At 74.2% G+C, this 23,019-nt stretch carries 16 protein-coding genes, 3 pseudogenes and 1 riboswitch; of the genes and pseudogenes, 14 read left to right on the top strand and 5 right to left on the bottom strand.

Annotation, left to right across the window (positions count from 1 at the left end):
• Positions 1-30 precede the first annotated feature (30 nt).
• Complete coding sequence (locus IF01_RS0136990) at positions 31-693, bottom strand: DUF4352 domain-containing protein (protein ID WP_051756928.1); 663 nt, start codon at positions 691-693, stop codon at positions 31-33.
• 216 nt (positions 694-909) lie between these two features.
• On the opposite strand from IF01_RS0136990, the gene IF01_RS0136985 reads away from it, so the two are divergent.
• From IF01_RS0136985 to IF01_RS0136965, 5 genes are all read left to right on the top strand, one after another.
• Positions 910-3,147 (top strand): N-6 DNA methylase, encoded by a 2,238-nt coding sequence (locus tag IF01_RS0136985; protein WP_244215749.1) that lies wholly within the window; start codon positions 910-912, stop codon positions 3,145-3,147.
• A 221-nt stretch (positions 3,148-3,368) separates the two neighbouring features.
• Positions 3,369-4,184 carry a hypothetical protein gene (locus tag IF01_RS0136980; protein WP_030398017.1) on the top strand — a complete coding sequence of 272 codons (816 nt, stop codon included), beginning with the start codon at positions 3,369-3,371 and terminating at the stop codon, positions 4,182-4,184.
• Positions 4,181-5,860, top strand: a complete 1,680-nt coding sequence (locus IF01_RS0136975; protein ID WP_279617291.1) for a protein kinase domain-containing protein — start codon at positions 4,181-4,183, stop codon at positions 5,858-5,860. Before IF01_RS0136980 ends, IF01_RS0136975 begins: the two co-directional genes overlap by 4 nt.
• A gap of 99 nt (positions 5,861-5,959) precedes the next feature.
• Positions 5,960-7,390 carry a sensor histidine kinase gene (locus IF01_RS0136970; protein ID WP_051756926.1) on the top strand — a complete coding sequence of 477 codons (1,431 nt, stop codon included), beginning with the start codon at positions 5,960-5,962 and terminating at the stop codon, positions 7,388-7,390.
• A 7-nt stretch (positions 7,391-7,397) separates the two neighbouring features.
• Positions 7,398-8,126 carry a response regulator gene (locus tag IF01_RS0136965; RefSeq protein WP_051741256.1) on the top strand — a complete coding sequence of 243 codons (729 nt, stop codon included), beginning with the start codon at positions 7,398-7,400 and terminating at the stop codon, positions 8,124-8,126.
• An 87-nt stretch (positions 8,127-8,213) separates the two neighbouring features.
• Here the strand turns inward: IF01_RS0136965 and IF01_RS51840 are convergent.
• Positions 8,214-8,897: pseudogene (locus tag IF01_RS51840) on the bottom strand (phosphatase PAP2 family protein); the annotation flags it as partial.
• A 238-nt stretch (positions 8,898-9,135) separates the two neighbouring features.
• Between IF01_RS51840 and IF01_RS0136950 the strand changes: the two are divergent.
• Together IF01_RS0136950 and IF01_RS0136945 are read left to right on the top strand one after the other, a co-directional pair.
• A complete protein-coding gene (locus IF01_RS0136950; RefSeq protein ID WP_051756923.1) occupies positions 9,136-9,813 on the top strand; it encodes a hypothetical protein in 678 nt (225 codons plus the stop codon).
• 109 nt (positions 9,814-9,922) lie between these two features.
• On the top strand, positions 9,923-10,978 hold the full coding sequence (locus tag IF01_RS0136945; RefSeq protein WP_030398011.1) for a nucleoside triphosphate pyrophosphohydrolase: 1,056 nt from the start codon (positions 9,923-9,925) through the stop codon (positions 10,976-10,978).
• A gap of 107 nt (positions 10,979-11,085) precedes the next feature.
• Here the strand turns inward: IF01_RS0136945 and IF01_RS0136935 are convergent, their stop codons facing one another.
• Positions 11,086-11,508: an SDR family NAD(P)-dependent oxidoreductase gene (locus IF01_RS0136935; RefSeq protein ID WP_030398010.1), complete on the bottom strand. Its 423-nt coding sequence runs from the start codon at positions 11,506-11,508 to the stop codon at positions 11,086-11,088.
• Between the two features lie 297 nt (positions 11,509-11,805).
• On the opposite strand from IF01_RS0136935, the gene IF01_RS0136925 reads away from it, so the two are divergent.
• The 7 genes and pseudogenes from IF01_RS0136925 to IF01_RS0136895 all read left to right on the top strand — a co-directional run bounded on the left by IF01_RS0136925 (position 11,806) and on the right by IF01_RS0136895 (position 20,133).
• Entirely contained in the window at positions 11,806-13,092 is a 1,287-nt protein-coding gene (locus tag IF01_RS0136925; RefSeq protein WP_030398009.1) for a cytochrome P450 family protein, read from the top strand.
• A gap of 231 nt (positions 13,093-13,323) precedes the next feature.
• Positions 13,324-13,472, top strand: a riboswitch (cyclic di-AMP (ydaO/yuaA leader).
• Between the two features lie 5 nt (positions 13,473-13,477).
• Positions 13,478-14,464: a LysM peptidoglycan-binding domain-containing protein gene (locus IF01_RS51250; protein ID WP_030398008.1), complete on the top strand. Its 987-nt coding sequence runs from the start codon at positions 13,478-13,480 to the stop codon at positions 14,462-14,464.
• A 354-nt stretch (positions 14,465-14,818) separates the two neighbouring features.
• Positions 14,819-16,105, top strand: a complete 1,287-nt coding sequence (gene eno, locus IF01_RS0136915; RefSeq protein WP_030398007.1) for a phosphopyruvate hydratase — start codon at positions 14,819-14,821, stop codon at positions 16,103-16,105.
• Between the two features lie 126 nt (positions 16,106-16,231).
• Entirely contained in the window at positions 16,232-16,738 is a 507-nt protein-coding gene (locus tag IF01_RS0136910; protein WP_244215748.1) for an FtsB family cell division protein, read from the top strand.
• Positions 16,710-17,249: pseudogene (locus IF01_RS42915) on the top strand (DUF501 domain-containing protein); the annotation flags it as partial. The gene IF01_RS0136910 and the pseudogene IF01_RS42915, both read left to right, overlap by 29 nt.
• Before the next feature lie 137 nt (positions 17,250-17,386).
• Complete coding sequence (locus IF01_RS0136900) at positions 17,387-18,328, top strand: Ppx/GppA phosphatase family protein (protein ID WP_030398004.1); 942 nt, start codon at positions 17,387-17,389, stop codon at positions 18,326-18,328.
• Positions 18,329-18,756: 428 nt separating this feature from the next.
• Positions 18,757-20,133, top strand: coding sequence for an NAD(P)/FAD-dependent oxidoreductase (locus IF01_RS0136895; RefSeq protein WP_030398003.1), 1,377 nt, complete (start codon positions 18,757-18,759; stop codon positions 20,131-20,133).
• A 181-nt stretch (positions 20,134-20,314) separates the two neighbouring features.
• Here the strand turns inward: IF01_RS0136895 and IF01_RS0136890 are convergent, their stop codons facing one another.
• Positions 20,315-22,873 carry an ABC transporter permease gene (locus tag IF01_RS0136890; protein WP_030398002.1) on the bottom strand — a complete coding sequence of 853 codons (2,559 nt, stop codon included), beginning with the start codon at positions 22,871-22,873 and terminating at the stop codon, positions 20,315-20,317.
• Between the two features lie 54 nt (positions 22,874-22,927).
• A pseudogene (locus IF01_RS47160) lies at positions 22,928-23,019 on the bottom strand (ABC transporter ATP-binding protein); the annotation flags it as partial.

The raw sequence follows: 23,019 nt of genomic DNA, 5'->3' as shown, positions 1-23,019 counted from the left end.
CGGGAGCGGTGGCGGGGGTGCCGCCACCGGTCAGCCGAGCTTCCACTGGCCGACCTGGTCGGCGAAGCCGTTGTCCAGGGAGAACTGGACCTTGTCGAGCTTGGTGCCGTTGGGCACCTCGAAGACGACGAAGCCCTTGCCCGTCTCGCCGGAGGCGATGTTGGTCGGGGTCTGGAAGGACGGGCCGGCCTTGGTGTCGGCGAGCGTCGGGCCGTACGCCTGGCCCTGGTCGTCGATCACCTTGGCGGCGCTCCACGGGGCCTCGCTGTAGGCCTTGGCGCCGGTCGGCTTGATCTGGAACTGCACGGCGACGTAGTGCTTGCCGTCCGCCGCGGTCAGGTACTCGTTGGTGCTCTGGGCCGGGTCGACCACCTTCAGCGCGGTCACGTCGGCGGTGTTGCCCTTCTCCAGGGTGCTCTTGAGGGCGATGGTGTCGCCGACCTTCGCCGGGGCCTTGGCCGCCTCGGCGGGCTTGCTCTCCGCCGGCTTGCTCTCGGCGGGCTTGCTGTCGGCCGGCTTGCTGTCGGCCGGCTTGGCCGGGGCGCCGGCCGCCGGGGCGGAGGTGGCGGCGGCGGTCTGCTTGGCCTCGGTGGAGACGGACGGGCCGCCGGTCGAGTTGCAGGCCGTCGCGGTGAGGGTGACGAGCGTGGCGCCCAGCAGCAGGGCGGCGGTGCGGCGGGTGGTCGCGGACATCGGGGTCTCCTGTCGTGTTGCCGGGTACGGACCGGCGCTTCTCGTCCTGTGCGGTGTCGATCTGACGTGCTGTCGACAGGACAGATCACATCATCTGCTGTGAACGATGTCAACGGCCTTTCATGAAACGTCTCCGTTCACGTGTGAACCGTCGGAACGGCGCTGCTGACTATGCTGTGTGGCCACACCAGTGCCGTCGCCGACGAAGGAGCCCCCATGCCGGACCGTCTCGAGGTGACCGCGGTCGAGATCGCCCGCCTCGCCGGGGTGGGCCGCGCCGCCGTCAGCAACTGGCGCCGCCGCCACCCCGACTTCCCGCGCCCCGTCGGCGGCACCGACAGCAGCCCGGCCTTCGCGCTCGCCGAGGTGGAGGCCTGGCTCCGGTCCCAGGGCAAGATCGCCGAACTGCCGCTGCTGGAACGGGTCTGGCGGCTCGTCGAGACCCTGCGCGACCCGGCCGGCCATCCGGCCGCCCCGCTGGTCCGGGCCGGCGCCGTCCTGCTGCTGCAGCACCGCGAACCGGACCGCTGGGCCGCCCTCGCCGAGCAGCCGGACACCAGGCTCGCCACCGCCCTGCCGCGCGCCCTCGCCGACACCGCCCGCACCGTGTTCGGCCCCGATGCCGTCACCGGTGGTGGGGCCGGTGGTGGGGCCGGTGTCGGGGGCGGGATCGCGGCCGGGATCGGGGCCGACGGCTCGGACGGGACCGCCGGCCCCGGGCGGCCCGGCCTGTTCGGCTCCACCGAGCTCGACCTCGCCCGGCTGCTGGCCCGGCTGGCCGACGAGGCCGGCCCGGCCGCCGCCTACGAACAGCTCCTCACCCGGTACGCCGAGGCCAACACCCGCCAGCTCAGCCCCACCCCGCCGGAGGCCGCCGAACTGCTCGCCGCCGTGGCCGGCGTCCCCGCCACTGTGTTCGACCCCGCCACCGGCCTCGGCGCCCTGCTGCTCGCCCTGCCGTCCACCACCGACCGCTACGGCCAGGACACCGACCCGGTCACCGCCGCGCTCGCCCGGCTCAGGCTCGCCCTGCACGCGCCCGCCGCCGACCCCGCCCCGCTCCCGGTCGACCTCCGCCCCGGCGACGCCCTGCGCACCGACGCCTACACCGGGCACACCTTCGACGCGGTGCTCTGCCAGCCGCCCTACAACGAGCGGGACTGGGGCCACGACGAGCTGCAGTTCGACCGGCGCTGGCCCGGCGGACTCGTCCCGCCGCGCGGCGAGTCCGAACTCGCCTGGGTGCTGCACTGCCTCGCCCACACCCGTCCTGGCGGGCTCACCACCCTGCTGCTCCCGCCGACCGTCGCCGCCCGCCGGGCCGGCCGCCGGGTCCGCGCCGAACTGCTGCGCTCCGGGGCGCTGCGGGCCGTCGTCGCCCTCCCGGCCGGCGCCGCGCCCCCCTACGGGGTGCCGCTCCACCTCTGGGTGCTGCGCGCGCCCCGCCCCGGCGACGACTTCCGCCAGGTGCTCATGCTGGACGCCGCCGCCACCTCGCCCGGCTCCGCCGAACTCGCCGAGGGCGGCCGCGACAAGGTCCGCTGGCCCGAGCTGCGCCGCACCGTCCTGGACGCCTGGCGCGCCTTCGACCTCGCCGCCCGCGAGGGCCTCCCGCTCCCCGAGGACCGGCCCGGCCGCTACCGGACCGTGGCGGCGATCGACCTGCTCGACGACGAGACCGACCTCTCGCCCGCCCGGCACGTCCCGCCGGCCGCCCCGGCCGGCGGCGCCGCCGGACTCTCCCACCTCGGCGGCCGGCTGACCGAACTGCTGGACGGGCTCGCCGACCCCGGCACGCTGCTGCCCGGCCCGGCGGCCGACCCGGCGCCGGGCGCGGGTGGGGGCGGGGCCGGGGGCGGAGGCCCGGTCGTCACCCTGGGGGAGCTGGTCCGCTCCGGACTCCTGGAGGTGCACTCCTCCGGGGCCGGCGCCCCGACCCGGCCCGTCGGCACCGATCCGTCCGGCACCCCCGTCCTGACGGACCAGGACCTGGTCACCGGCCTCGCGCCCGGCGCCGTCCTCGACCGGGCCGCCGCCGAAGGCACTCCGCTGACCCGGCCCGGCGACGTGCTCGTCCCCGCCCTCGGCGGCGGCGTCGCCCGGGTGGTCGGCCCGGACGGCCCGCCCGCCGGCGCCGCCCTCGGTCGCCAGCTGCACCTGCTCCGCCCCGACCCGGCCGCCCTCGACCCGGACTTCCTGGCCGGCCACCTGCGTTCCACGGCCGCCGCCCGCCGGGCCGCCAGCCACGCCTCGACGACCACCCGGCTGGACATCCGCCGGGTCGAGCTGCCGCGACTGCCGATCGCCGAACAGCGCCGCCTCGGCGCGGCCTTCGCCCGGCTCGCCGCCTTCGACGCGACGCTGCAACAGGCCGCCGCCCTCGGCCACGCCCTCGCCCAGGCCGCCACCGACGCCCTCGCCGCCGGCACCGCCGAGCCCCCGCCCGCCCCCTGACGGTCCCTGACGATCGGTCCCCGGCGGCCCCCGGAGCCTGCCTGCGCCCGTCGCCGACCGGCTCCGGACGTCGGACCGGCCGACTTCCCGCTCCGCCCCGGTGCCGCCGGAGCGGTGCGGGCACGACGGAAGGACTCCGGCCCGACCGGTGCTGGCGGTACGGTGTGCGGAACCGGTTCCGTGATCCGGACGGCCGTCGTCCTCACCGCTCAGGAGCGCGCATGTCAGGGCAGTACCCCGGGCAGTTCGGCCCACCGCCCGGTGGCGCGCCCGCCGGTGGCATACCCGGCGCCACGCCCCCGCCCTACGGCCGGACCCTGGTCGCCCGGCCCGCGGGCCCCGGTCGGCCGGCCGGCCCGTACGGCGTGCCCGGCCGGGTCCTGGTGGTCCTCGCGCCGCTGCTGAGCGTCGGCCTGCTCGGCATGGTGCCGTCGCTGCTGCTGGCCGTCCGCCGCCGCCGGGCGTACGACATCCTGGGCGCGGTGGTGTACGCCGGGCTCTTCCTCACCTTCTTCATCTGCATCGGGGTGGCCGGCAGCTTCGGAAAGGGCGAGGCGCCGGTCGCCGACGCGGTCGGCACCACGACGATGGTGCTGATGTGGTTCACCCCGCCGGTGCACTTCCTGCTGATGGACCGCCAGGCGGTCTGGTCGGCGGGCCGCCCGGCCGCTCCGGCCGGGGTAGGCGGGCACCCGCAGCCGGCCGGGTACGGCTACCCGTCCGCCCAGCCGTACGGCGCCGCCCAGCCCTACCCCTCCGCCCAGCCGTACGGGACGCCGCAGCCGTACACCCCCGCCCCGACCTACGGTGCGGCCCAGCCGTACGGGACCCCGGCCCCGGCCCCGTACCCGGCACCCGCCCCGGGTCCCTACCCGCAGGCCGGGCAGCCCGGGCAGGCCGCCCAGCCCCCGTACCAGTCCCACCCGCCGACCCGGGCCGTGGGCCAGGGTGACTCCGGCGCCGGTCCCGCCACCTCCGACGAACTGCGCGAGCTCGGCGAACTGCTGCGCCGTCAGGCCCGCGAGGACCGCCCGTGACCCTCGCCCGGGTGATCGGCGGCCGCTACCACCTCACCGAGAAGATCGGCCACGGCGGCATGGGCCAGGTCTGGGCCGGCCACGACGAGCGGCTCGCCCGCCCGGTCGCCGTCAAGCTGCTGCGCACCGACCTCCTCCTCGCCGCCACCGGCGGCACCGACCCGACCACCGCCGACCGGCTCCGGCACGGCGACGACCTGCGCCGCCGCTTCCTCCGCGAGTGCCGCACCACCGCCGCCCTGGACCACCCGGGTCTGGTCACCGTCTTCGACGCCGGCGAGGAGGGCGGCGAGCTGTATCTGGTGATGCAGCGCGTCCCCGGTGTCAGCCTGGCCGACCTCATCGCCGAGGACGCGCCGTTCCCGGTCGAGCGCGCGGTCGCCGTGGCCGCCCAGCTCTGCGCCGCGCTGGCCGCCGTCCACGCGGTGCGGGTGGTCCACCGCGACCTCAAGCCCAGCAACGTGATGGTCCGGGAGGACGGCCGGACCGTCCTGCTGGACCTCGGCATCGCCACCGCGCTCGACCCCGAGGCCACCCGGCTCACCCTGACCGGCGTCCCGATCGGCAGCCCGTCGTACATGGCGCCGGAGCAGGCGCTGTCCGCCGCCGTCGACCCGCGCAGCGACCTGTACGCGCTCGGCTGCCTGCTGCACGAGATGCTGACCGGCGAAGGGCCGTTCCGGGCACCCACCGCGCTGGGGCTGCTGCGGCGGCACGTCGACGACCCGCCGGTGCCGCTGCGCGACCTGCGGCCCGAGGTGCCCGCCACGCTGGAGCGGCTCGTGCTCGACCTGCTCGCCAAGCGCCCGGGGGACCGGCCGGCCGACGCCCAGGAGGTGTACGGGCGGCTGCTGCCGCTGCTGCCCGCCGCCGTCTCGGTGCCGCAGCCCCGGTTCGGACCGCTGCCGGACCCGGCCCGGCCCTACCGCTACCCGCTCCAGCCGCAGCCGCGTCCGGAGGGCGTCGCCCCGGCGGCGCCGCCCCGGGTCGAACCGCCGCCGTTCCTGCTCGCGGCCGTGCCGAACCCGCCCGCCCCGGCAGTGCCGCAGGGCCCGCGGCCCGCACCCGCACCCGCACCCGCATCCGCCCCGCCCGTCCCGGCGGAGGAGGACTTCGCGGCGGCCTGCGCCCGGCTCTCCGACCTGGTCGACGCCGGCCGGCGCCCCGAGGTGCTCGACCTCGCCGCCCGGCTGCTGGCCCGCGGTCGGTCCGAACTCGGCGACGGCGCGGGGATGGTCCGCACCGTCCGGACCATCTACGCCCGCACCCTCCTCCAGGAGCGGCGCCACCACGAGGCCCTGGCCGAGTACCGGGCGCTCGCCGCCACCGCCGAGGGCGGTCCGCACGGCCGACGGGCGCTCGAACCGCGCCACCGGGTGGCCGAGTGCCTCGAACAGCTGGGCCGGGGCGCGGAGGCGCTCACCGAGTACCAGGCCCTGCTCGCGGTGTGGCCGGAGACCGAACCCGAGCGGCTGCTCGACCTCCGGGAACGGGTCGGTGTGCTGCTGGCCTCGCTCGGCGAGACGGAGGCGGCCTGGTCGTGGCTGCTCCAACTGCTCTTCGACCGCGAACGCCGCGACGGCCCGCACCACCCGGCGGTCCGCCGCCTGCGGCAGACCCTCGACACCCTCCAACCGCACCGCACCAACGCCACCCCCTGGCCCCCGCGCGCCTGACCTGTGCCCGCCTGACCTTGCGCGCCTGACCTGTGCCCGCCTGACGGGCATGACTTTCGACAGATCCGCAGCACCGGTGAGGTCCGTAGGGTCGGGCGGATGTGGACGAGAACGTGGTGGGACCGGGGGCTGCTGGCACTGGCGGCCGGGGCGTTCGGGCTGAGCGCGGTGTCCCTCTGGTGGACGGTGCCGGGCATCGGGGCGGCGTTCGCGGCCGGGGTGCGGATGGAGCGGGTGCGGGAGGCGGTCGCCCTGCTCGCGGCGCTGGTCACGGCCGGGGCCCTGGTGACGGTGGTCGCCCCGGACCTGGCGGTGCAGGCGACGTCGGTCGTCTCCGTCCTGGTCTGCGCCGGAATGGCCCCGTGGATGGTGGGCCGGTTCTGGCGGCAGTCGCAGGAACTGGTGCGGGCCGGGTGGGAGCGGGCCGAACGGGCCGAGCACGAGCAGCGGTTGGTGGCCGAGCGGGCGCGGCTGCGCGAACGCGCCCGGATCGCGCAGGACATGCACGACGCGCTGGGCCACGACCTGAGCCTGATCGCCCTGCGGGCCGGTGCGCTCAAGCTGGCGCCCGACCTGGCCCCGTCGCACCGCGAGGCGGCGCAGGAGATCCGGGCGGGTGCGGCCGCCGCCGTCGAACGCCTCGGCGAGGTGATCGGCATCCTGCGGGACGACACGGACCCCCACACAGGCCGGGGCCCGGTCGACGCGGGCGTCCCGCAACTGGTGGCGGAGGCGGCCGCGGCGGGGCTGGACGTCCGGCTGACCGTCGACGGCCGGCCGGACGGGCTGCCGAGGGCGGCCGAGCACGCCGTGTACCGGGTGGTTCAGGAGGCGCTGACCAACGCTGCCAAGCACGCCCCGGGGGCGTCGGTCACGGTGCTGGTGGCCTACACGACGGACGGTGCCCGCGTCCGGGTGCTCGACGGTCCCCGATCGGCGGGCGAGCCGCCGGCCCGAGCCGGGGCGGGAACCGGCGTCACGGGAACGGGCGGTCACGGTCTGCTCGGGTTGGCCGAGCGGGTACGGCTGGCGGGTGGCACCTTCCGCTACGGGCCCCGGGCCGACGGCGCCGGCTTCGAGGTGAGCGCCCATCTGCCGCGGACGGGTGCCCCGACCGTGGCTCCGGCGACGCCGGTCGCGGTGTCGCCGACCCGTGAACTGCGCCTGGCCCGCCGCCGGGTGGGCCGCATGGTGGTCGCGATCGTCCTGGTGCCGCTCTCCGTCGCGGTGCTGCTGACCGCCGTGCTGCGGGGCTGGACGATCCACACCGCCGGGCGGTCCGTGCTCGATCCTGCCGACTACGCCGAACTGCGGGTCGGCCAGGACCGGTCCACCGTGCAGCGATTTCTGCCGGAACATCAGTTTCCGTACCATCCGTCCGTGGGCAACCCGCCACCCGGTGGAGAGGGAGTGACGTGCGAGTACTACGCGATGACGGCCGAGGCGTTCAACAACGACCGCTCGGGGGACGCGTACCGGCTCTGCTTCCGGGACGGCGTGCTGATCTCCCTGGACGCCCTGGTCCAGTGAGCGCCCGATGAGCGACGGGGAACCGGAACACGGAGCCCCGACGCGGATCAGGGTGCTGATCGCGGACGACGAACCGATGGTCAGGGCCGGGGTGCGCGCGGTGCTCACCACCGATCCGGGGATCGAGATCGTCGCGGAGACCGGGGACGGGCGGGAGGCGGTCGAGCTGCTCCGCCGCCACCGGCCGGACGTCGCGGTGCTGGACATCCGGATGCCGGGCACGGACGGCATCACCGCCGCCGCCGAGATCCGGCGGGTGGGCGTCACCACCAGGACCGGAGCGGCTCCTGGGATCGTCATGCTGACCACCTTCGGTGAGGACGACTACATCCTGCGCGCCCTGAGCGGGGGCGCCAACGGATTCCTGATCAAGTCCGGCGAGCCGGAGGAGCTGATCGCCGGGGTGCGTGCGGTGGCCGACGGGGCGGCCTATCTGTCACCCAAGGTGGCCGCCCGGGTGGTGGCCCACCTCGCCGCCACCCGGTCCGGCGGTCCGGCCGACCGCCGGGCCGCGGCCCAGCGGCAGGTGGCCGGACTGACCGCCCGTGAGCGGGATGTGCTGACGCTGGTCGCCGCCGGACTGTCCAACGGTCAGATCGCCCGCCGGATCGGTGTGGTGGAAGGCACGGTGAAGGCGCACGTCAGCTCCGTCCTGGCCCGGCTGGGAGTGGCCAACCGGGCGGCCGCCGCCGTCCTCGCCCACGAGGCCGGCCTGGTGGCGGGCCCGGCCGGCTGAAACCGGAACCGGGCCCGGAACCGGAACAGGGGCCGAGGTGCGGGCAGCGGCCGGGGGAGCCAGCAGCAATGGACCGAGCAGCCGAACCCGGCCCGCCGCGCCGACCGCAGCCGTCGCCGAGGGCAGCAGCGCCACCACCACAGCCGCCGTGACCGCCCCGCCCAGCGCAGCCCCGGCGGCCACGTCGTGCGGGTAGTGCACGCCTGCGGCCACCCGGAGGGCGGCCGTACCGAGGCCGGCCGGGACGACCAGCCACGCCCAGCGCGGTCGTAGCAGCACCAGGCCGGTGGCCATGGCGACGGCGAGGGTGGCGTGGTTGCTGGGGAACGACCAGTCGCCCGGCGGCGGGCAGTCGGCGCGTGCGGCGGCCGGAAGTCCGGCCAGGGCCCGGCAGGGGCGCTCCTCGTCGAGCACCAGCTTCAACGCCTCGCTCGCCCCGTACGCGAGCACCGTGCCGAGGCCGGTCAGCACCACGCCCGCGACGGTGTCGGCGGCCCGCCGCCCGCGTGCCGTCCACCAGACCAGCGCCAGCAGCAGGCCCAGCACCAGCAGGCCGGCCTCGGTGGCGGGCTCCAGCAGGGCGGCGAGGCGGGGCGGGGCTTCGGCGACGGCCTCGGCGACCCGGCGGTAGCCGACCGACGACCACCCATGGGCCGGCGGGCCCGCCCCGGCTGCACCACCGCCGGCCGGAGCAAGCCACCCGACCGCACCGGCGCCGGTGCCGAGGAGCGCCACCGCGAGGACTGTCCTGTTCCTGATCGTGTTCGTCATGACACGGACGGTAGGAGTCGGAGGTGGCTCCCGACCCGACCCGAAAGACAGGGTCCGACCTTGACGATCGTCAGGGTTGACGCGAGCCCGGTGCCGTGTCGGCGCCCGGCCCGGCTGGGCCGTTCGGGGGACGGTCCGCAGCGCCCCGGGCACCCCGCCCTACGCTCGGGGGATCCGCGCCGCCCGCACCCGTCGCCTGCCCCGCCGCCCCGCAAGCGCCCGCACCCGGAGACCCGCCATGCACCGTCGCCGGACCCCCAGGAGCCCCAGCACCGCCAGCACCCCCAGCACCGCCAGCACCGCGAGGACCCCCAGGACCGTCACGACCACGACGACCGTCGTCGCCGTCCTGTTCGCCGTCCCCGGGCTGGCCGGGTGCGGCGGGGGCGGGCTGACTCCGGGCACGGCGGCGGTGCTGGACGGACGACGGATCCCGGTGGACGCGGTGGAGGCCAGGGTGGCGGCGCTGCGGCACGCCCCGGGCGGGGTGTCGGCGGACGCGCGGTGGGAGACGGAGGGCCCGGCCCGGCGGGCGGTCACCGAGCTGGTGCTCGACGCGGTGGTGGCCCGCGCGGTCGCGGACCGGGGCCCGGCGGTCGCGGAGGCCGAGGTGGCGGCCGCCCGGGCGGAGGAGGAACGGCGCCTCGGCGGCGCCGGGCGGCTGGCCCGGGCCCTGGCGGAGCAGGGTGTTCCGGCCGAGGCGATCGACGACCGCCTCGGCCGCGAGCTGGGGATCCGCCGACTCGCCGCGGCCGCCGGGGCGGACGCCGACACCCCGGCGGGCGACGCCGCCGTCCGCCGGATCCTCGCCGCCACGGCCACCGCGTTCCACCTGCGGGTGAACCCCCGCTACGGCACCTGGGACCCGGACCGCGCCGCCCTCGCCCCGGCCGGCCGCTCCCGGCCCACTGGCTGAGGCCGCCGCGCGGCCCGACGGGAGTACGGCAGCAAGGGGTGCCCCGACCCGCGCCGGCCGCGCGGAAACCCGGCGGCGGGGCCGTCGGGCGGACGGGTAGGTTCGAGGGGTGACGACGAATCCTCCGGGCGCGAAGCTGATCCTCCTCATCACGACCCACCGGGTGGCCCCCGGCCTGCTGTCCTGGCCGGCCTGGGAGGCCCTGCGCTCGGCCGGGCGGGTACTGGCCGGCGACGCCGGTCACCCGCAGCTGCCGGCCCTGCGGCAGGCGGGTGTCGAGGTGGAGGTCGTGGCGCCGGGCTCCGCCCCCGCGCTGGCCCGGCTGCTGACCGGTGCCCCGGCGGACGGCGCCGCCGGAAACGGGAACGGGAACGGGAACGGGTCGACGGTCTGGCTGGGCGGCCCGGACGGCGACCCGGGGCTGACCGACGCGCTGGCCCGGCTCGCGGTCGAGCACGCCGGCGAGGTGCCGGAGATCGAGGTGCTGCCGGGCTCGTACGACCTGCCGGGCTCCCGGCTGCTGGACCTGGTGTCCGTGATGGACCGCCTCCGCTCGCCCGGCGGCTGCCCGTGGGACGCCGAGCAGACCCACGCCAGCCTGGTGAAGTACCTGGTCGAGGAGGCCTTCGAGCTGGTCGAGGCGATCGAGGAGGGCGACCGCGACAGCCTCCGCGAGGAGCTCGGCGACGTGCTGCTCCAGGTCTTCTTCCACTCCCGGATCGCCGAGGAGCACCCCACCGGGGCGTTCTCGATCGACGATGTGGCGGGCGACATCGTCGAGAAGCTGATGTACCGGCACCCGCACGTGTTCGGGGACACCGAGGCGGACGGCGCGGCCGAGGTGGAGGCCAACTGGGAGACGCTGAAGGCGGCCGAGAAGTCGGACCGCGAGTCGGTGCTGGACGGCGTCCCGGCCGGGCTGCCCTCGCTGGCGTACGCGGCGAAGCTGGTGTCGCGGGTGCGCCGGTCCGGGTTCGCGGGCGTGCCGGACGAGCCGTACGAGCTGCCGGCCGAGCTCACGGCGGAGTCCGCGGGCCGGCTGCTGCTCGCGGTGGCGCAGCGCGCGCACGATGCCGGGCTCGACGTGGACGCCGCGCTGCGGGCGGCGGCGCGGGGGTACCGCGACACGGTGCGCGCAGCCGAGGGCCTGAAGCCCGCCGAGTGACCCGGCTGCCAGACTGACCCGGCCGCCCGACTGACCGGGCAGCCCGGGCAACCGAGCGACCGGGCAGCCCCGAGCCGGCCGAAGCAGCCCCCCGACCGCCCCGGTCCTCAGGCCGCGGCGACGTCCGCCACCGGACGGCGCTGCGGCGGAACGACCTCACCGATCGCCTCGCCGACCAGCGCGACGAGTTCGGCGAGCCGCTCCAGGTCGAGGTGGGCGGGCAGGTCGGAGAGGGAGACGATCCGCTCGCCGTCCGGTCCGGCCACGCAGAACAGGTCGATCGGGCCGAGGTGCTTCTCGGCGGTGTCGACCAGTGCGGCGACATCGCTGGGGCGGCGGACGTCGCCGCACACCCCGACGACCGGGCAGCCCGGCCGGTCGAGTTCGGTGGCGAGGTCCTCGGCGACCCCGCTCCGCTGGTCGGCGATCAGCATCCCGGCGGCTCCCGCCGCGGTGAAGCGGCGGGCGAGGCCCGCCCCCGACCCGCCGTCGAGTACCGCGATCACGATGACCGCACCGGTGACCCGCATGGCCCTGCTCCTCCCTGTGGGCGGCTCCGCACCGGCGCCCACGGACATCTTGCGGAGGATCGTAGGCACGACCTGATCCTCCGCAACAGGAATTACCCCTCAGGTGACCAGGCTCACGCCTGCTCCGGCCCACCATCACCGGAACGATCACCGGAACGACCGGCGGGGCGGGAACAGCGGCAGCAACGGCGGCGCGAACAGCGGCACGAACGGCGGCAGGAACAGCGTCGCGAACGGCAGCGGGACCGCGCCGCCCACGGTGCGGTGCCGGTGACGCGCCCGGGATACCGTCGACCCATGCCAGCTCAGCCCGCCTCCGCCCGCCCGCCCCTGTTCACCTGGGAGTTCGCCGCCGACCCCTACCCGGCGTACGCGTGGCTGCGCGAGCACGAGCCGGTGCACCGGACCACCCTGCCCAGCGGTGTGGAGGCCTGGCTGGTCACCCGGTACGCCGACGCCCGCCAGGCGCTCGCGGACAGCCGGCTCTCCAAGAACCCGGCGCACCACAGCGAGCAGGCCCACCGCACCGGCCGGGTCGGCATCCCGGGCGAGCGCCAGGCCGACCTGATGACGCACCTGCTGAACATCGACCCGCCGGACCACACCCGGCTGCGCCGCCTGGTGTCGAAGGCCTTCACCCCGCGCCGGGTGGCCGCCTTCGAGCCCCGGGTGCAGCAGCTCACGGACCGGCTGATCGACGGCTTCGCGGCGCGCGGATCGGCCGACCTCATCCACGAGTTCGCCTTCCCGCTCCCCATCTACGCGATCTGCGACCTGCTCGGGGTGCCGGCCGAGGACCAGGACGACTTCCGGGACTGGGCCGGGATGATGATCCGGCACGGCGGCGGCCAACGCGGCGGTGTGGGGCGGGCGGTGAAGCGGATGCGGGCCTACCTCGCGGAGCTGATCCACCGCAAGCGCGCGGACCCCGGGGACGATCTGATCTCGGGGCTGATCCGGGCCAGCGACCACGGTGAGCACCTCACCGAGAACGAGGCCGCGGCGATGGCCTTCATCCTGCTCTTCGCGGGCTTCGAGACGACGGTGAACCTGATCGGCAACGGCGTCTACGCGCTGCTGCGCAACCCGGGTCAGCGGGCCCTGCTCCAGGAGTCGATCGGGCGCGGCGAGAGCGCGCTGCTGGAGACCGGCATCGAGGAACTCCTCCGCTACGACGGCCCGGTGGAGCTGGCCACCTGGCGGTTCGCGACGAGTCCGCTGACCATCGGCGGGGTGGAGATCCCGGTCGGCGACCCGGTGCTGGTGGTGCTGGCGGCGGCGGACCGGGACCCGGCGCGGTTCGCGGACGAGAACACCCTCGACCTGGCCCGGGCGGACAACCCGCACCTGGGCTTCGGGCACGGCATCCACTACTGCATCGGCGCCCCGCTGGCGCGTCTGGAGGGGCGGGCCGCGCTGACCACCCTGCTGTCCCGGCTGCCGGACCTCCGGCTCGCCGCGGACCCGGAGGAACTGCGCTGGCGCGGTGGTCTGATCATGCGGGGACTTCGTGAACTTCCGGTGGAATTCACGCCGGAATCGACATCGGGGGCAACCTCCGCCGACCCCTCGGCAGTTCACTGAGGGGGACTCACGACACGCTGACGCGCAGTCTCCCCAGCGCGACTTCGTCGGGTGTGAACCTCCATCAATCCGGACATACCTCTTCGGTTGGTAGGCAATCCATCACGTGACGTGATTTCCGTGTGATAGCGGCGATATGAGCTTGTGATTGCTCTGAAGATCTGTCTACTCTCCGGGGAGCCCGCGGAAGCGGGTCCCGTGCGCGGAACGCCGAGTCCTGCCCGCCGCGTCACCGGAAACCGACCAGAACCCTGGGCAGGGGCGGGGGAACCAGGTCTTGCGCCGTCTCCCACGGCTTGGGGTGAAGCCGCCTCCGCGCGGCCGGGCCACCTCCCGGTCCGAACCCGACAGCTCACCTCGCAGGCGTGCGGAGAGGGACTTCTTCATGCTGTTCGTCGGAACCGGCCGTCACCGTCGCCGCACCCAGACCGAGAAGGCCATCGCCGTCGCCGGTGTCGCCGGTGTCGGACTGGCGATGCCGATCCTCACCGCCACCGGCGCCTCGGCCGCCCCGGCCTCGACCTGGGACGCGGTCGCCCAGTGCGAGAGCGGGGGCAACTGGAGCATCAACACCGGCAACGGCTTCTACGGGGGCCTGCAGTTCACCTCCAGCACCTGGAAGGCGTTCGGCGGCACGTCCTACGCGCCGCAGGCCAACCAGGCCTCGAAGGCGGCGCAGATCACCGTCGCCGAGAAGGTGCTGGCCTCGCAGGGTCCGGGCGCCTGGCCGGTCTGCTCCAAGAAGGCCGGTCTGAGCAAGGGCGGTGCCCCGGCGGCGGTCGACGCCTCGGCGGACGCAGCCCCGGCCGCCCCGGCCGCCCCGAAGCCGCAGGCACCGCAGGCGCAGATCGAGCAGCAGGCCCCGAAGGCCGCGCCGAAGCACGCCGCCCCCAAGTCGCAGGCCCAGCAGGCCCAGTCGGCCCCGCAGACGCAGCAGGCCCCGCAGTACGCGCCGAAGCACGCCCAGCCGGCTCCGCAGGTCCAGCAGCAGGCGCAGCAGCAGACCCAGTCGCAGGCGCCGTCGTTCTCCGGCCGGGCCGGCTGGGACGCCGACGCCAAGGTGTTCTGGTACCAGAACAACGGTGCCTGGTACTGGACCAGCCACCAGGGCGTGTACCAGCAGTACGCGGGTCAGGGCACCGCTCCCGCGCCGCAGCAGGCGCGGCAGGCCCCGCAGGTCCAGCAGACCCAGCAGACCCAGCAGGCGCAGGCCGGCCCGGGCTACACCGTCCGCTCCGGCGACACGCTCGCCGGGATCGCGACCGCGCAGGGTGTCCAGGGCGGCTGGCAGGCCCTCTACGACGGCAACCGCGGCACCGTCGGCGGCGACCCGGACCTGATCGTCCCCGGCCAGGTCCTCGCCCTCGGCTGACCCTCCCGCACGTCCCGGCGCCCGGCGCCCGGCACCCGGTGCTCAGCGCCCGGCGCCCGGCGCCCACCGCCGACCGGTTCACCGCCCACTGCCCGCCTGTCCGTCACCGGACCGGCGGGCAGGGCGGCGTGACCGCTCCGGCCCGGTCCGCCCCCTTCGTCCGCCCCGGGGCGTCCGAGGCCGGGCAACCAGGTGAACTACCGGTGGGTAGCACAGCCACACGCTGAGACGGAGCCGAGGTCGACGTGGCCCGGACAGCCGGTGCGGTTAGGCTCTGGTCGTAACGACTCCGCAATCGTCCGGTCGACGGCACCCCACTGTCAGCCGGTACCTGCTTCCGCTAGGAGATGCCTCGTGCCGTCCATCGATGTCGTCGTAGCCCGTGAGATTCTCGACTCGCGCGGCAACCCCACGGTCGAGGTCGAGGTCGGCCTCGACGACGGCAGCACCGGCCGTGCCGCTGTCCCGTCGGGTGCCTCCACCGGTGCCTTCGAGGCCCTGGAGCTCCGCGACGGCGACAAGAACCGCTACTTCGGCAAGGGCGTGGAGAAGGCCGTCCTGGCCGTCATCGAGCAGATCGGCCCGGAGCTGGTCGGCTACGACGCCACCGAGCAGCGCCTGATCGACCAGGCCATGCTCGACCTGGACGCCACCCCGGACAAGTCCTCGCTCGGCGCCAACGCCATCCTGGGCGTCTCGCTGGCCGTCGCGCACGCCGCCTCCGAGGCCAGCGACCTGCCGCTGTTCCGCTACCTGGGCGGCCCGAACGCGCACGTCCTGCCGGTCCCGATGATGAACATCCTCAACGGTGGCTCGCACGCGGACTCCAACGTCGACATCCAGGAGTTCATGATCGCTCCGATCGGCGCGGAGTCCTTCTCCGAGGCCGTCCGCTGGGGCGTCGAGGTCTACCACACGCTCAAGGGCGTGCTGAAGGAGCGCGGCCTCTCCACCGGTCTGGGCGACGAGGGCGGCTTCGCCCCGAACCTGGACTCCAACCGCGAGGCCCTCGACCTCATCGTCGAGGCCATCCAGAAGGCCGGCTACGTGCCGGGCAAGGACATCGCGCTGGCCCTGGACGTCGCCGCCTCCGAGTTCTACGAGGACGACGCCTACCAGTTCGAGGGCAAGGGGCTCACCTCCGCCGAGCTCATCGAGTACTACGCCGGCCTGGTCGCCGCCTACCCGCTGGTCTCGATCGAGGACCCGCTGGACGAGTCGGACTGGGACGGCTGGAAGGCCATGACCGAGAAGCTGGGCGACAAGGTCCAGCTGGTCGGCGACGACCTGTTCGTCACCAACCCGGCCCGCCTGGCCCGCGGCATCGAGACCGGCACCGCCAACGCGCTGCTGGTGAAGGTCAACCAGATCGGTTCGCTGACCGAGACCCTGGACGCCGTCGAGCTGGCCCAGCGCAACGGCTACCGCTGCATGATGTCCCACCGCTCCGGCGAGACCGAGGACGTCACCATCGCCGACCTGGCCGTCGCCACCAACTGCGGCCAGATCAAGACCGGTGCCCCGGCCCGCTCCGAGCGCGTCGCCAAGTACAACCAGCTGCTGCGCATCGAGGAGATCCTCGACGACGCCGCCGAGTACGCCGGCCGCGGCGCCTTCCCGCGGTTCAAGCACGAGGGCTGACCCGCCCGGCCGCCCGAGTGGCGCACGCCTGACCGGTGCCCCGCCGTTCACCCCGTAGGGTGGACGGCGGGGCACCGTCGCGACCAGGAGGGGACACCGGAGATGGCAGGCTGGAGGATCCCGGGCTTGGCGGCCCGGCCTCGGTTCACGAGCCGGGCGACCGTCCTGGTCCTCGTGCTCTGCTCACTGGTGGCGATCCTGGCCTACCCGACCCGGCAGTTCATCTCGCAGCGGTCCGAGATCACGGCGCAGCGCGCCCGGGCCGATCACGCCCGGCAGCAGGTCGAGCAGCTGCGCCGGGAGAAGGCCCGCTGGCAGGACCCGGAGTACGTCAAGGCGCAGGCCAGGACCCGGCTGCACTACGCGATGCCGGGGGAGACCCCGTACATCGCGGTGGACCCGGCGGCCCAGGACCCGGCGAAGTCCTCGCTGGGCGCGCCGCCGCCCGCGCAGGGCCCGGCGACCGGGACGGTCAAGGCCGCCCGGCCCTGGTACGCCAGTGTCTGGGACTCCGTGGACGCCGCTGCCGCCGCTCCCGTTGCCCCCGCGACCCCCGCTGCCCCGGCGCAGCCCGCCCCTTCCTCACCACCCGCCCCCGTCCCCGCTGGAGACAGCCCCTCCCATGACCACTGAGAACCACCCCTCCGTCTCCGACCAGGACGTCGCGGCCATCGCCGCGCAGCTCGGCCGGGTCCCGCGCGGTCTGCGCGGCGTCGCCCACCGCTGCCCGTGCGGCAACCCGGACGTCGTGGAGACGGCGCCCCGACTGCCGGACGGCACGCCGTTCCCGACGCTCTACTACCTGACCTGCCCCAAGGCCGCCTCGCTGATCGGCACCCTGGAGGCGGACGGCGTGATGAAGGAGCAGAGCGCCCGGCTCGCCGAGGACCCGGAGCTGGCCTCGGCCTACCAGAAGGCGCACGAGGACTACATCGCCCGCCGGGACGCCATCGAGGTGCTGGAGGGCTTCCCGAGCGCCGGCGGCATGCCGGACCGGGTCAAGTGCCTGCACGTGCTGGTCGGCCACTCGCTGGCGGCCGGCGAGGGCGTCAACCCGCTGGGCGACGAGGCGATCGGGATGCTGGAGGACTGGTGGGCCAAGGGCCCGTGCGTGTCCCCGGCGGAGGTCGAGGCGGCCGGTGAGCGGGTACTCCGCAACCGGGCCAAGGAGCAGGACCACCAGGCCGTGATCGCGGCCAAGGAGCAGAAGACCGCCGACCGTGCCGCCAAGCGCGCGGCGCAGGAGGCGGACGGGGTGGACGAGGCAGGGGAGGCCGAGGCATGAGTACAACCAGGGTGGCCGCGATCGACTGCGGGACCAACTCGATCCGGCTGCTGGTCGCGGATCTCGATCCGGAGACCGGGGAGATCACCGACCTGGACCGGCGGATGATCATCAACCGGCTGGGCCAGGGCGTGGACCGCACCGGCCGGCTGCACCCGGACGCGCTGGAGCGCACCTTCGCGGCCTGCCGGGAGTACGCCGAGGTGATCTCCGGCTTCGGCGTCGGCCCGGAGCGGATCCGCTTCGTCGCCACCAGCGCCTCCCGGGACGCCGAGAACAGCGCCGAGTACGTCGACGGCGTGCGGGCGGCCCTGGGGGTCGAGCCCGAGGTGGTCAGCGGCGAGGAGGAGGCGCACCTCTCCTTCGTGGGCGCCACCAAGGAGCTCACCGGCGGCACCTTCGCCACCCCGTACCTGGTCTTCGACCTGGGCGGCGGCTCGACCGAGTTCGTGCTCGGGGCCGAGGACGTCGAGGCGGCCCGCTCGGTCGACATCGGCTGCGTCCGGCTGACCGAGCGGCACTTCGGCGGCGCCGAGCTGCCCTCGGACGAGCAGATCGCCGAGGCGCGGGCGCATGTGCGGGCGGAGCTGGACCGTGCCGAGGAGGCCGTCCCGCTGACCGGTGCGGCGACCCTGGTCGGCCTGGCCGGGACGGTCACCACCATCTCGGCGATCGCCCAGGACCTGCCGCGGTACGACTCGGAGGCGATCCACCACTCGCGGATCTCCCGCGAGCGGGTCGCCGAGATCGCGGACCGGCTGCTGCGCGCGACCCACGCGGAGCGGGCGGCGATCCCGTCGATGCACCCGGGCCGGGTGGACGTGATCGCGGCCGGCGCGCTGGAGCTGCTGGAGATCATGGCGCGGACGGGCGCCGCCGAGGTGGTCGTCAGCGAGCACGACATCCTGGACGGCATCGCCTGGAGTATCGCCCGCTGACCAGGCACGAGGCTTACCGTTCCGGCCCCGGAGGCCCCTTGCGGGTCCCGGGGCCGGGGCGCGCCCGGGGCCGTGCGGAAAAGTTCGTGAATTTCTTCACATGGGGATCCGCCCGTTCGCCGCGCTGGACGGTCCGGTCCGTCCGATATGTGGGACCGAAGGCTCGCTCGGCGTGATAACCGCTGGATCGTAGGTTCTGACCCGCCAGGGGTTTGAAAATCGAAATCCCGTGTGGGAACCAGGCCCCGTCATGGATCGTTGCTGCTCAGCGGGGCCGTCGTCACGGGTCCGTCCGCCGGGGGGTCGGGATGGCCGTGAAGTGTCGGCCGGGGGGTCGAAACGGGGGCGCGAAGTGTAGCAGAGGGGGTCCGTCCGCTTGTGAGCGGGCTCACGAAGGCTGCTCCGAACGGTGCTGGATACTTTCGGATATGAGCACCACGGAGCGTCCTCGCATCCTCATTGTCGGCGGTGGTTACGTCGGCCTGTATGCCGCGATGCGCATCCTCAAGAAGATGCGCTACGGCGAAGCGACCGTCACGGTCGTGGACCCGCGGTCGTACATGACGTACCTGCCCTTCCTCCCCGAGGCGGCCGGCGGCAACGTCGCGCCCCGCAACCTCGTCGCGCCCCTGCGCACCGCGCTGAAGAACGCGGAGGTGCTCACCGGTGCGGTCACCGGTGTGGACCACGAGCGCAAGATCGCGACCATCCAGCCCTCGGCCGGCGACTCGTACGAGCTGCCCTTCGACTACCTCGTCGTCGCCACCGGGTCGGTCTCCCGCACCTTCCCGATCCCGGGTCTGGCCGAGCACGGCATCGGCATGAAGACCGTGGAGGAGGCCATCGCCCTCCGCAACCACGTCATGGCGCAGCTGGACAAGGCCGAGTCCACCACGGACGAGGCCATCCGCCGCAAGGCGCTGACCTTCGTGATCATCGGCGGCGGCTTCGCCGGCGTCGAGACGATCGCCGAGATCGAGGACATGGCGCGCGACGCCGCCAAGATCTACAAGACGGTCAGCCGCGACGACATGCGCTTCATCGTGGTCGAGGCCGCCAACCGGATCCTCCCGGAGATGGGCCCGGACCTCGGTCTGTGGACCAAGGAGAAGCTCGAAGAGCGCAACATCGAGGTCTACATCGAGACCTCGATGGACTCCTGCGTCGACGGCCACGTCGTGCTGAAGAACGGCATGGAGACGGACGCCTCCACCATCGTGTGGACGGCCGGCGTGAAGCCGAACCCGGTGCTGGCCCAGTTCGGCCTGCCGCTGGGCCCGCGCGGCCACGTCGACACCGCGCCGACCCTCCAGGTCCAGGGCTTCGACTACGTCTGGGCCGCCGGCGACAACGCCCAGGTGCCGGACCTCGCCGCGGGCGAGGGCGCCTGGTGCCCGCCGAACGCGCAGCACGCCGTGCGCCAGGCCGCCGTCCTCGGTGACAACGTGATCTCCGGCATGCGGGGCTTCCCGCAGCAGGAGTACAAGCACAAGAACCTGGGCGCGGTCGCCGGCCTCGGCCTGCACAAGGGTGTCGCGATCCTCTTCGGCAAGTACAAGCTGAAGGGCCGTCCGGCCTGGTGGTTCCACCGCCTGTACCACGGCGCCATGGTCCCCACCTTCAACCGCAAGGTCCGCGTCTTCACCGACTGGACCCTCGCCGTCTTCCTGAAGCGCGAGATGGTCGGCCTCTCCCAGATGGAGAACCCGTACCAGCCGATCCAGGAGGTCACGGCGCCCACCAAGCGTCCCGCCGTCGAGGCCGCGAAGCCGGCCGCCGACAAGGAGCTGGCCACCAGCAAGTAGCGACTACGGCCCGGTGTGGGAGCACCGGGTATGAGTCGGAGGCTCTCCGCCCGGCAGCGTTGCCGGACCACGACCTCCGTGGTGCTCAGCCGGCTGTGCGAGTCGGGCGGAGTACAAGAAGTAGCAGGAAGGCCCCCGCCGAACCCTCCGGCAGGGGCCTTCTCGCTGTTCGCACAGTGCGTCAGTCGGTCTTGATGCTGTCCAGGATGTCCAGCCCGGCGGCCCGGCGGGCCGGCCAGAAGGCGGCCACCACACCGACCAGGCCGGCCAGGGCCAGGAAGAGCAGCAGCTGCCCGAACGGGAGCACCGTGGTCATGCTGGGCAGGGCGGACTTGAGGGTGCCGTTGATCGCCCAGGCCGTGAAGCAGCCGAGCAGGATGCCGATGCCGGCGCCGAACACCGAGATCACCACGGACTCCAGCCGGACCATCCGCTTGATGCCGCGCCGGTCCAGGCCGATCGCCCGCAGCATGCCGATCTCGCGCTTGCGCTCGAAGACCGACATCGCCAGGGTGTTGATCACCCCGAGGACCGCGACCACCACCGACATCGCCAGCAGCCCGTACATCATGTTCAGCGCGAAGGTGATGTTCTGGCTGAAGCCGTCCCGGACGTCCTGGCGCGACTTGACCTCGATCACCGGGTTGGCGCCGGTGGAGTCCTTGAGTGCCTTCCGCAGCGACTCGCTCTCCCCGTCGGTGCCCTTGACCAGGACGCTGTCCAGGGACGGCTGGGGGTCGTGCTTGAGGATCTCGCTGTTGGCCAGCATGGCCCCGCCGAGCAGGTCGTTGGTCTCGTAGACGCCGCCGACGGTCAGGGTGCCCTTGGCGTCGCCGGGGTAGCCCATCTCGACGGTGGAGCCGGTTCCGACCCCGAGCTTCTTCGCCAGGTCGTCGCCGAGCAGCAGCTTGCCCTGGCCGAAGGAGGCCGTGGAACCGCTCTTCATCTTCACCGTGAGCAGCTTGTCCAGGCTGTCCGCGTTCAGGCCGGTGATCTTGTTGGACTTGCCGTTGAGGTCCCACTCGACCTCCACCAGCGGCGAGGAGGCGGCCACCCCGGCGGCCTTCGCGGCCTCGGCGGGGACCTTGTCGGACAGGCTCATCCCGTTCGCCGCGGAGATCAGGTAGTCGGCCTTCATCGAGCTGGTGATGGCCCGGTCCACGGTGTCGGAGACCGAGGCGCCGATCACCGTCAGACCGCTGACCAGGGTGAGGCCGATGGTGATCGCGGCGGCGGTGGCGGCGGTGCGGCGCGGGTTGCGCACCGCGTTCTGCCGGGCCAGCTTGCCGGGCATCCCGAACAGCTTGCCGAGGGCCGGTCCGACCAGCGCGATCACCGGGCGGGAGAGCAGCGGCAGCAGGACGAAGACGCCCAGGACGGCGAGCACGGCGCCCAGCGCGACCGGCATCCGGCCGTCCGAGTTGCCCTTGGAGGCGCCGAAGGCGACCAGGGCGATACCGGCGGCGGCCACCAGCGAGCCGAGCACGTTCCGGACCAGCAGGGACTTCTGGGTGGCGGGCTGGTCGCCGCTGCTCATCGCGGCGACGGGGGCGATCCGGGCGGCGCGGACGGCGGGCAGCAGTGCGGAGAGCACCGTCACCAGGACGCCGACCACCAGGGTGACCACCACGGTCAGCGGCTTGACCACCAGTGCGCCGGTCGGGAGGCTGTCGTTCAGCGAGGCGATCAGGGACTGCAGGCCCGCGCCGATGCCGAGGCCGGCGACCAGGCCGGCCGAGGCCGCGACGGTGCCGATGGCGAACGCCTCGATCAGCACCGAGCGGGTCACCTGCTTGCGGCTGGCGCCGATCGCCCGGAGCAGGGCCAGCTCCTTGGTGCGCTGGGCGACCAGCATGGTGAAGGTGTTGGCGATGATGAAGATGCCGACGAACAGCGAGATGCCGGCGAACGCGAGCAGCATGGTGCGCAGGCTGTCGGTGCCCGCGGCGATCATCCGCTCTTCCTCGGCCTTGAGCTCGGCCCCGGTGCGGGTCTCGATCTGCTGCTCCGGCCGGATCTTCTGGTTCACCTCGGCGAGCAGGGCGTCCTGGCTGGTGCCGGGCTTGGCGGTGAGCACGATGCTGCTGTAGCGGCCGGGCTCCAGCAGGATCTGCTGGGCGGTCGCGCGGTCGAACAGGGTGAGCGTGCCGCCGCTGTTCACACTCGGGTCGTCGGTGGTGAAGACGCCGGTGAGCTTCGCCTCGAGGACCGGGCCGTTGGAGCCGATCCGGACGGTGTCGCCGACCTTGTAGCCGCCCTTCTCGGCGGTCTTCCGGTCGAGGGCGATCTCCTTGCCGTTCTTCGGCCCCTGGCCCTCGACCATCGGGTAGCGGGCGTCCTTGCCGTCCGGGCCGGGCGCGAAGTTGGCGCCCTTGGCCGACCAGGCCGGGCCGATCAGCTCGCCCTTCTTGTCGGCGACACCGGTGAAGCCGCTGGCCACGCCGCGGGCGCCGGCGGTGCCGGGCAGCGCGGCGAGCTGCTGGACGGTGGCGTCGGTCAGGGTGACCGCGCTCTTGTCGCTCTTGTCCCGGAGGGACGCGGTGGCGCCGGCCGAGTAGTCGACGATCTGGACCGAGACGTCGGAGTAGCTCTTGGAGTTGCTCTCCCGCATGGCCTTGCCGAAGGTGTCGGAGAAGACCATGGTGCCGGCCACGAAGGCGGTTCCCAGCATGACGGCCAGCGCCGTCATCAGCAGTCGGCCCTTGTGGGCCAGCACGTTGCGCAGTGCGGTGCGATACATGGGGTTTCCTGGGTCCTGGGGTCTGCGAAGGGACGGGCGGCGGCGCGTGCTGCGTCAGCTGGTGCGGCCCTTGGCGTCGAAGCGGCGCATGCGGTCCAGGACGGTGTCGGCGGTGGGGTTGGTGAGTTCGTCGACGATGCGGCCGT

It is taken from the genome of Kitasatospora purpeofusca (assembly GCF_000718025.1).
GTDB classification, from domain to species: domain Bacteria; phylum Actinomycetota; class Actinomycetes; order Streptomycetales; family Streptomycetaceae; genus Kitasatospora; species Kitasatospora purpeofusca.
This window is presented reverse-complemented; position numbering and strand designations above follow the sequence as displayed.

Bases quoted from the DNA above. Each gene is read 5' to 3' on its own strand.
- IF01_RS0136950 (WP_051756923.1), top strand. From the start codon at position 9,136: ATGCACCGTCGCCGGACCCCCAGGAGCCCCAGCACCGCCAGCACCCCC.
- IF01_RS0136890 (WP_030398002.1), bottom strand. From the start codon at position 22,873: ATGTATCGCACCGCACTGCGCAACGTGCTGGCCCACAAGGGCCGACTG.
- IF01_RS0136970 (WP_051756926.1), top strand. From the start codon at position 5,960: ATGTGGACGAGAACGTGGTGGGACCGGGGGCTGCTGGCACTGGCGGCC.
- IF01_RS0136985 (WP_244215749.1), top strand. From the start codon at position 910: ATGCCGGACCGTCTCGAGGTGACCGCGGTCGAGATCGCCCGCCTCGCC.
- IF01_RS0136925 (WP_030398009.1), top strand. From the start codon at position 11,806: ATGCCAGCTCAGCCCGCCTCCGCCCGCCCGCCCCTGTTCACCTGGGAG.
- IF01_RS0136980 (WP_030398017.1), top strand. From the start codon at position 3,369: ATGTCAGGGCAGTACCCCGGGCAGTTCGGCCCACCGCCCGGTGGCGCG.
- IF01_RS0136965 (WP_051741256.1), top strand. From the start codon at position 7,398: ATGAGCGACGGGGAACCGGAACACGGAGCCCCGACGCGGATCAGGGTG.
- IF01_RS0136895 (WP_030398003.1), top strand. From the start codon at position 18,757: ATGAGCACCACGGAGCGTCCTCGCATCCTCATTGTCGGCGGTGGTTAC.
- IF01_RS0136900 (WP_030398004.1), top strand. From the start codon at position 17,387: ATGAGTACAACCAGGGTGGCCGCGATCGACTGCGGGACCAACTCGATC.
- IF01_RS51250 (WP_030398008.1), top strand. From the start codon at position 13,478: ATGCTGTTCGTCGGAACCGGCCGTCACCGTCGCCGCACCCAGACCGAG.
- IF01_RS0136990 (WP_051756928.1), bottom strand. From the start codon at position 693: ATGTCCGCGACCACCCGCCGCACCGCCGCCCTGCTGCTGGGCGCCACG.
- IF01_RS0136935 (WP_030398010.1), bottom strand. From the start codon at position 11,508: ATGCGGGTCACCGGTGCGGTCATCGTGATCGCGGTACTCGACGGCGGG.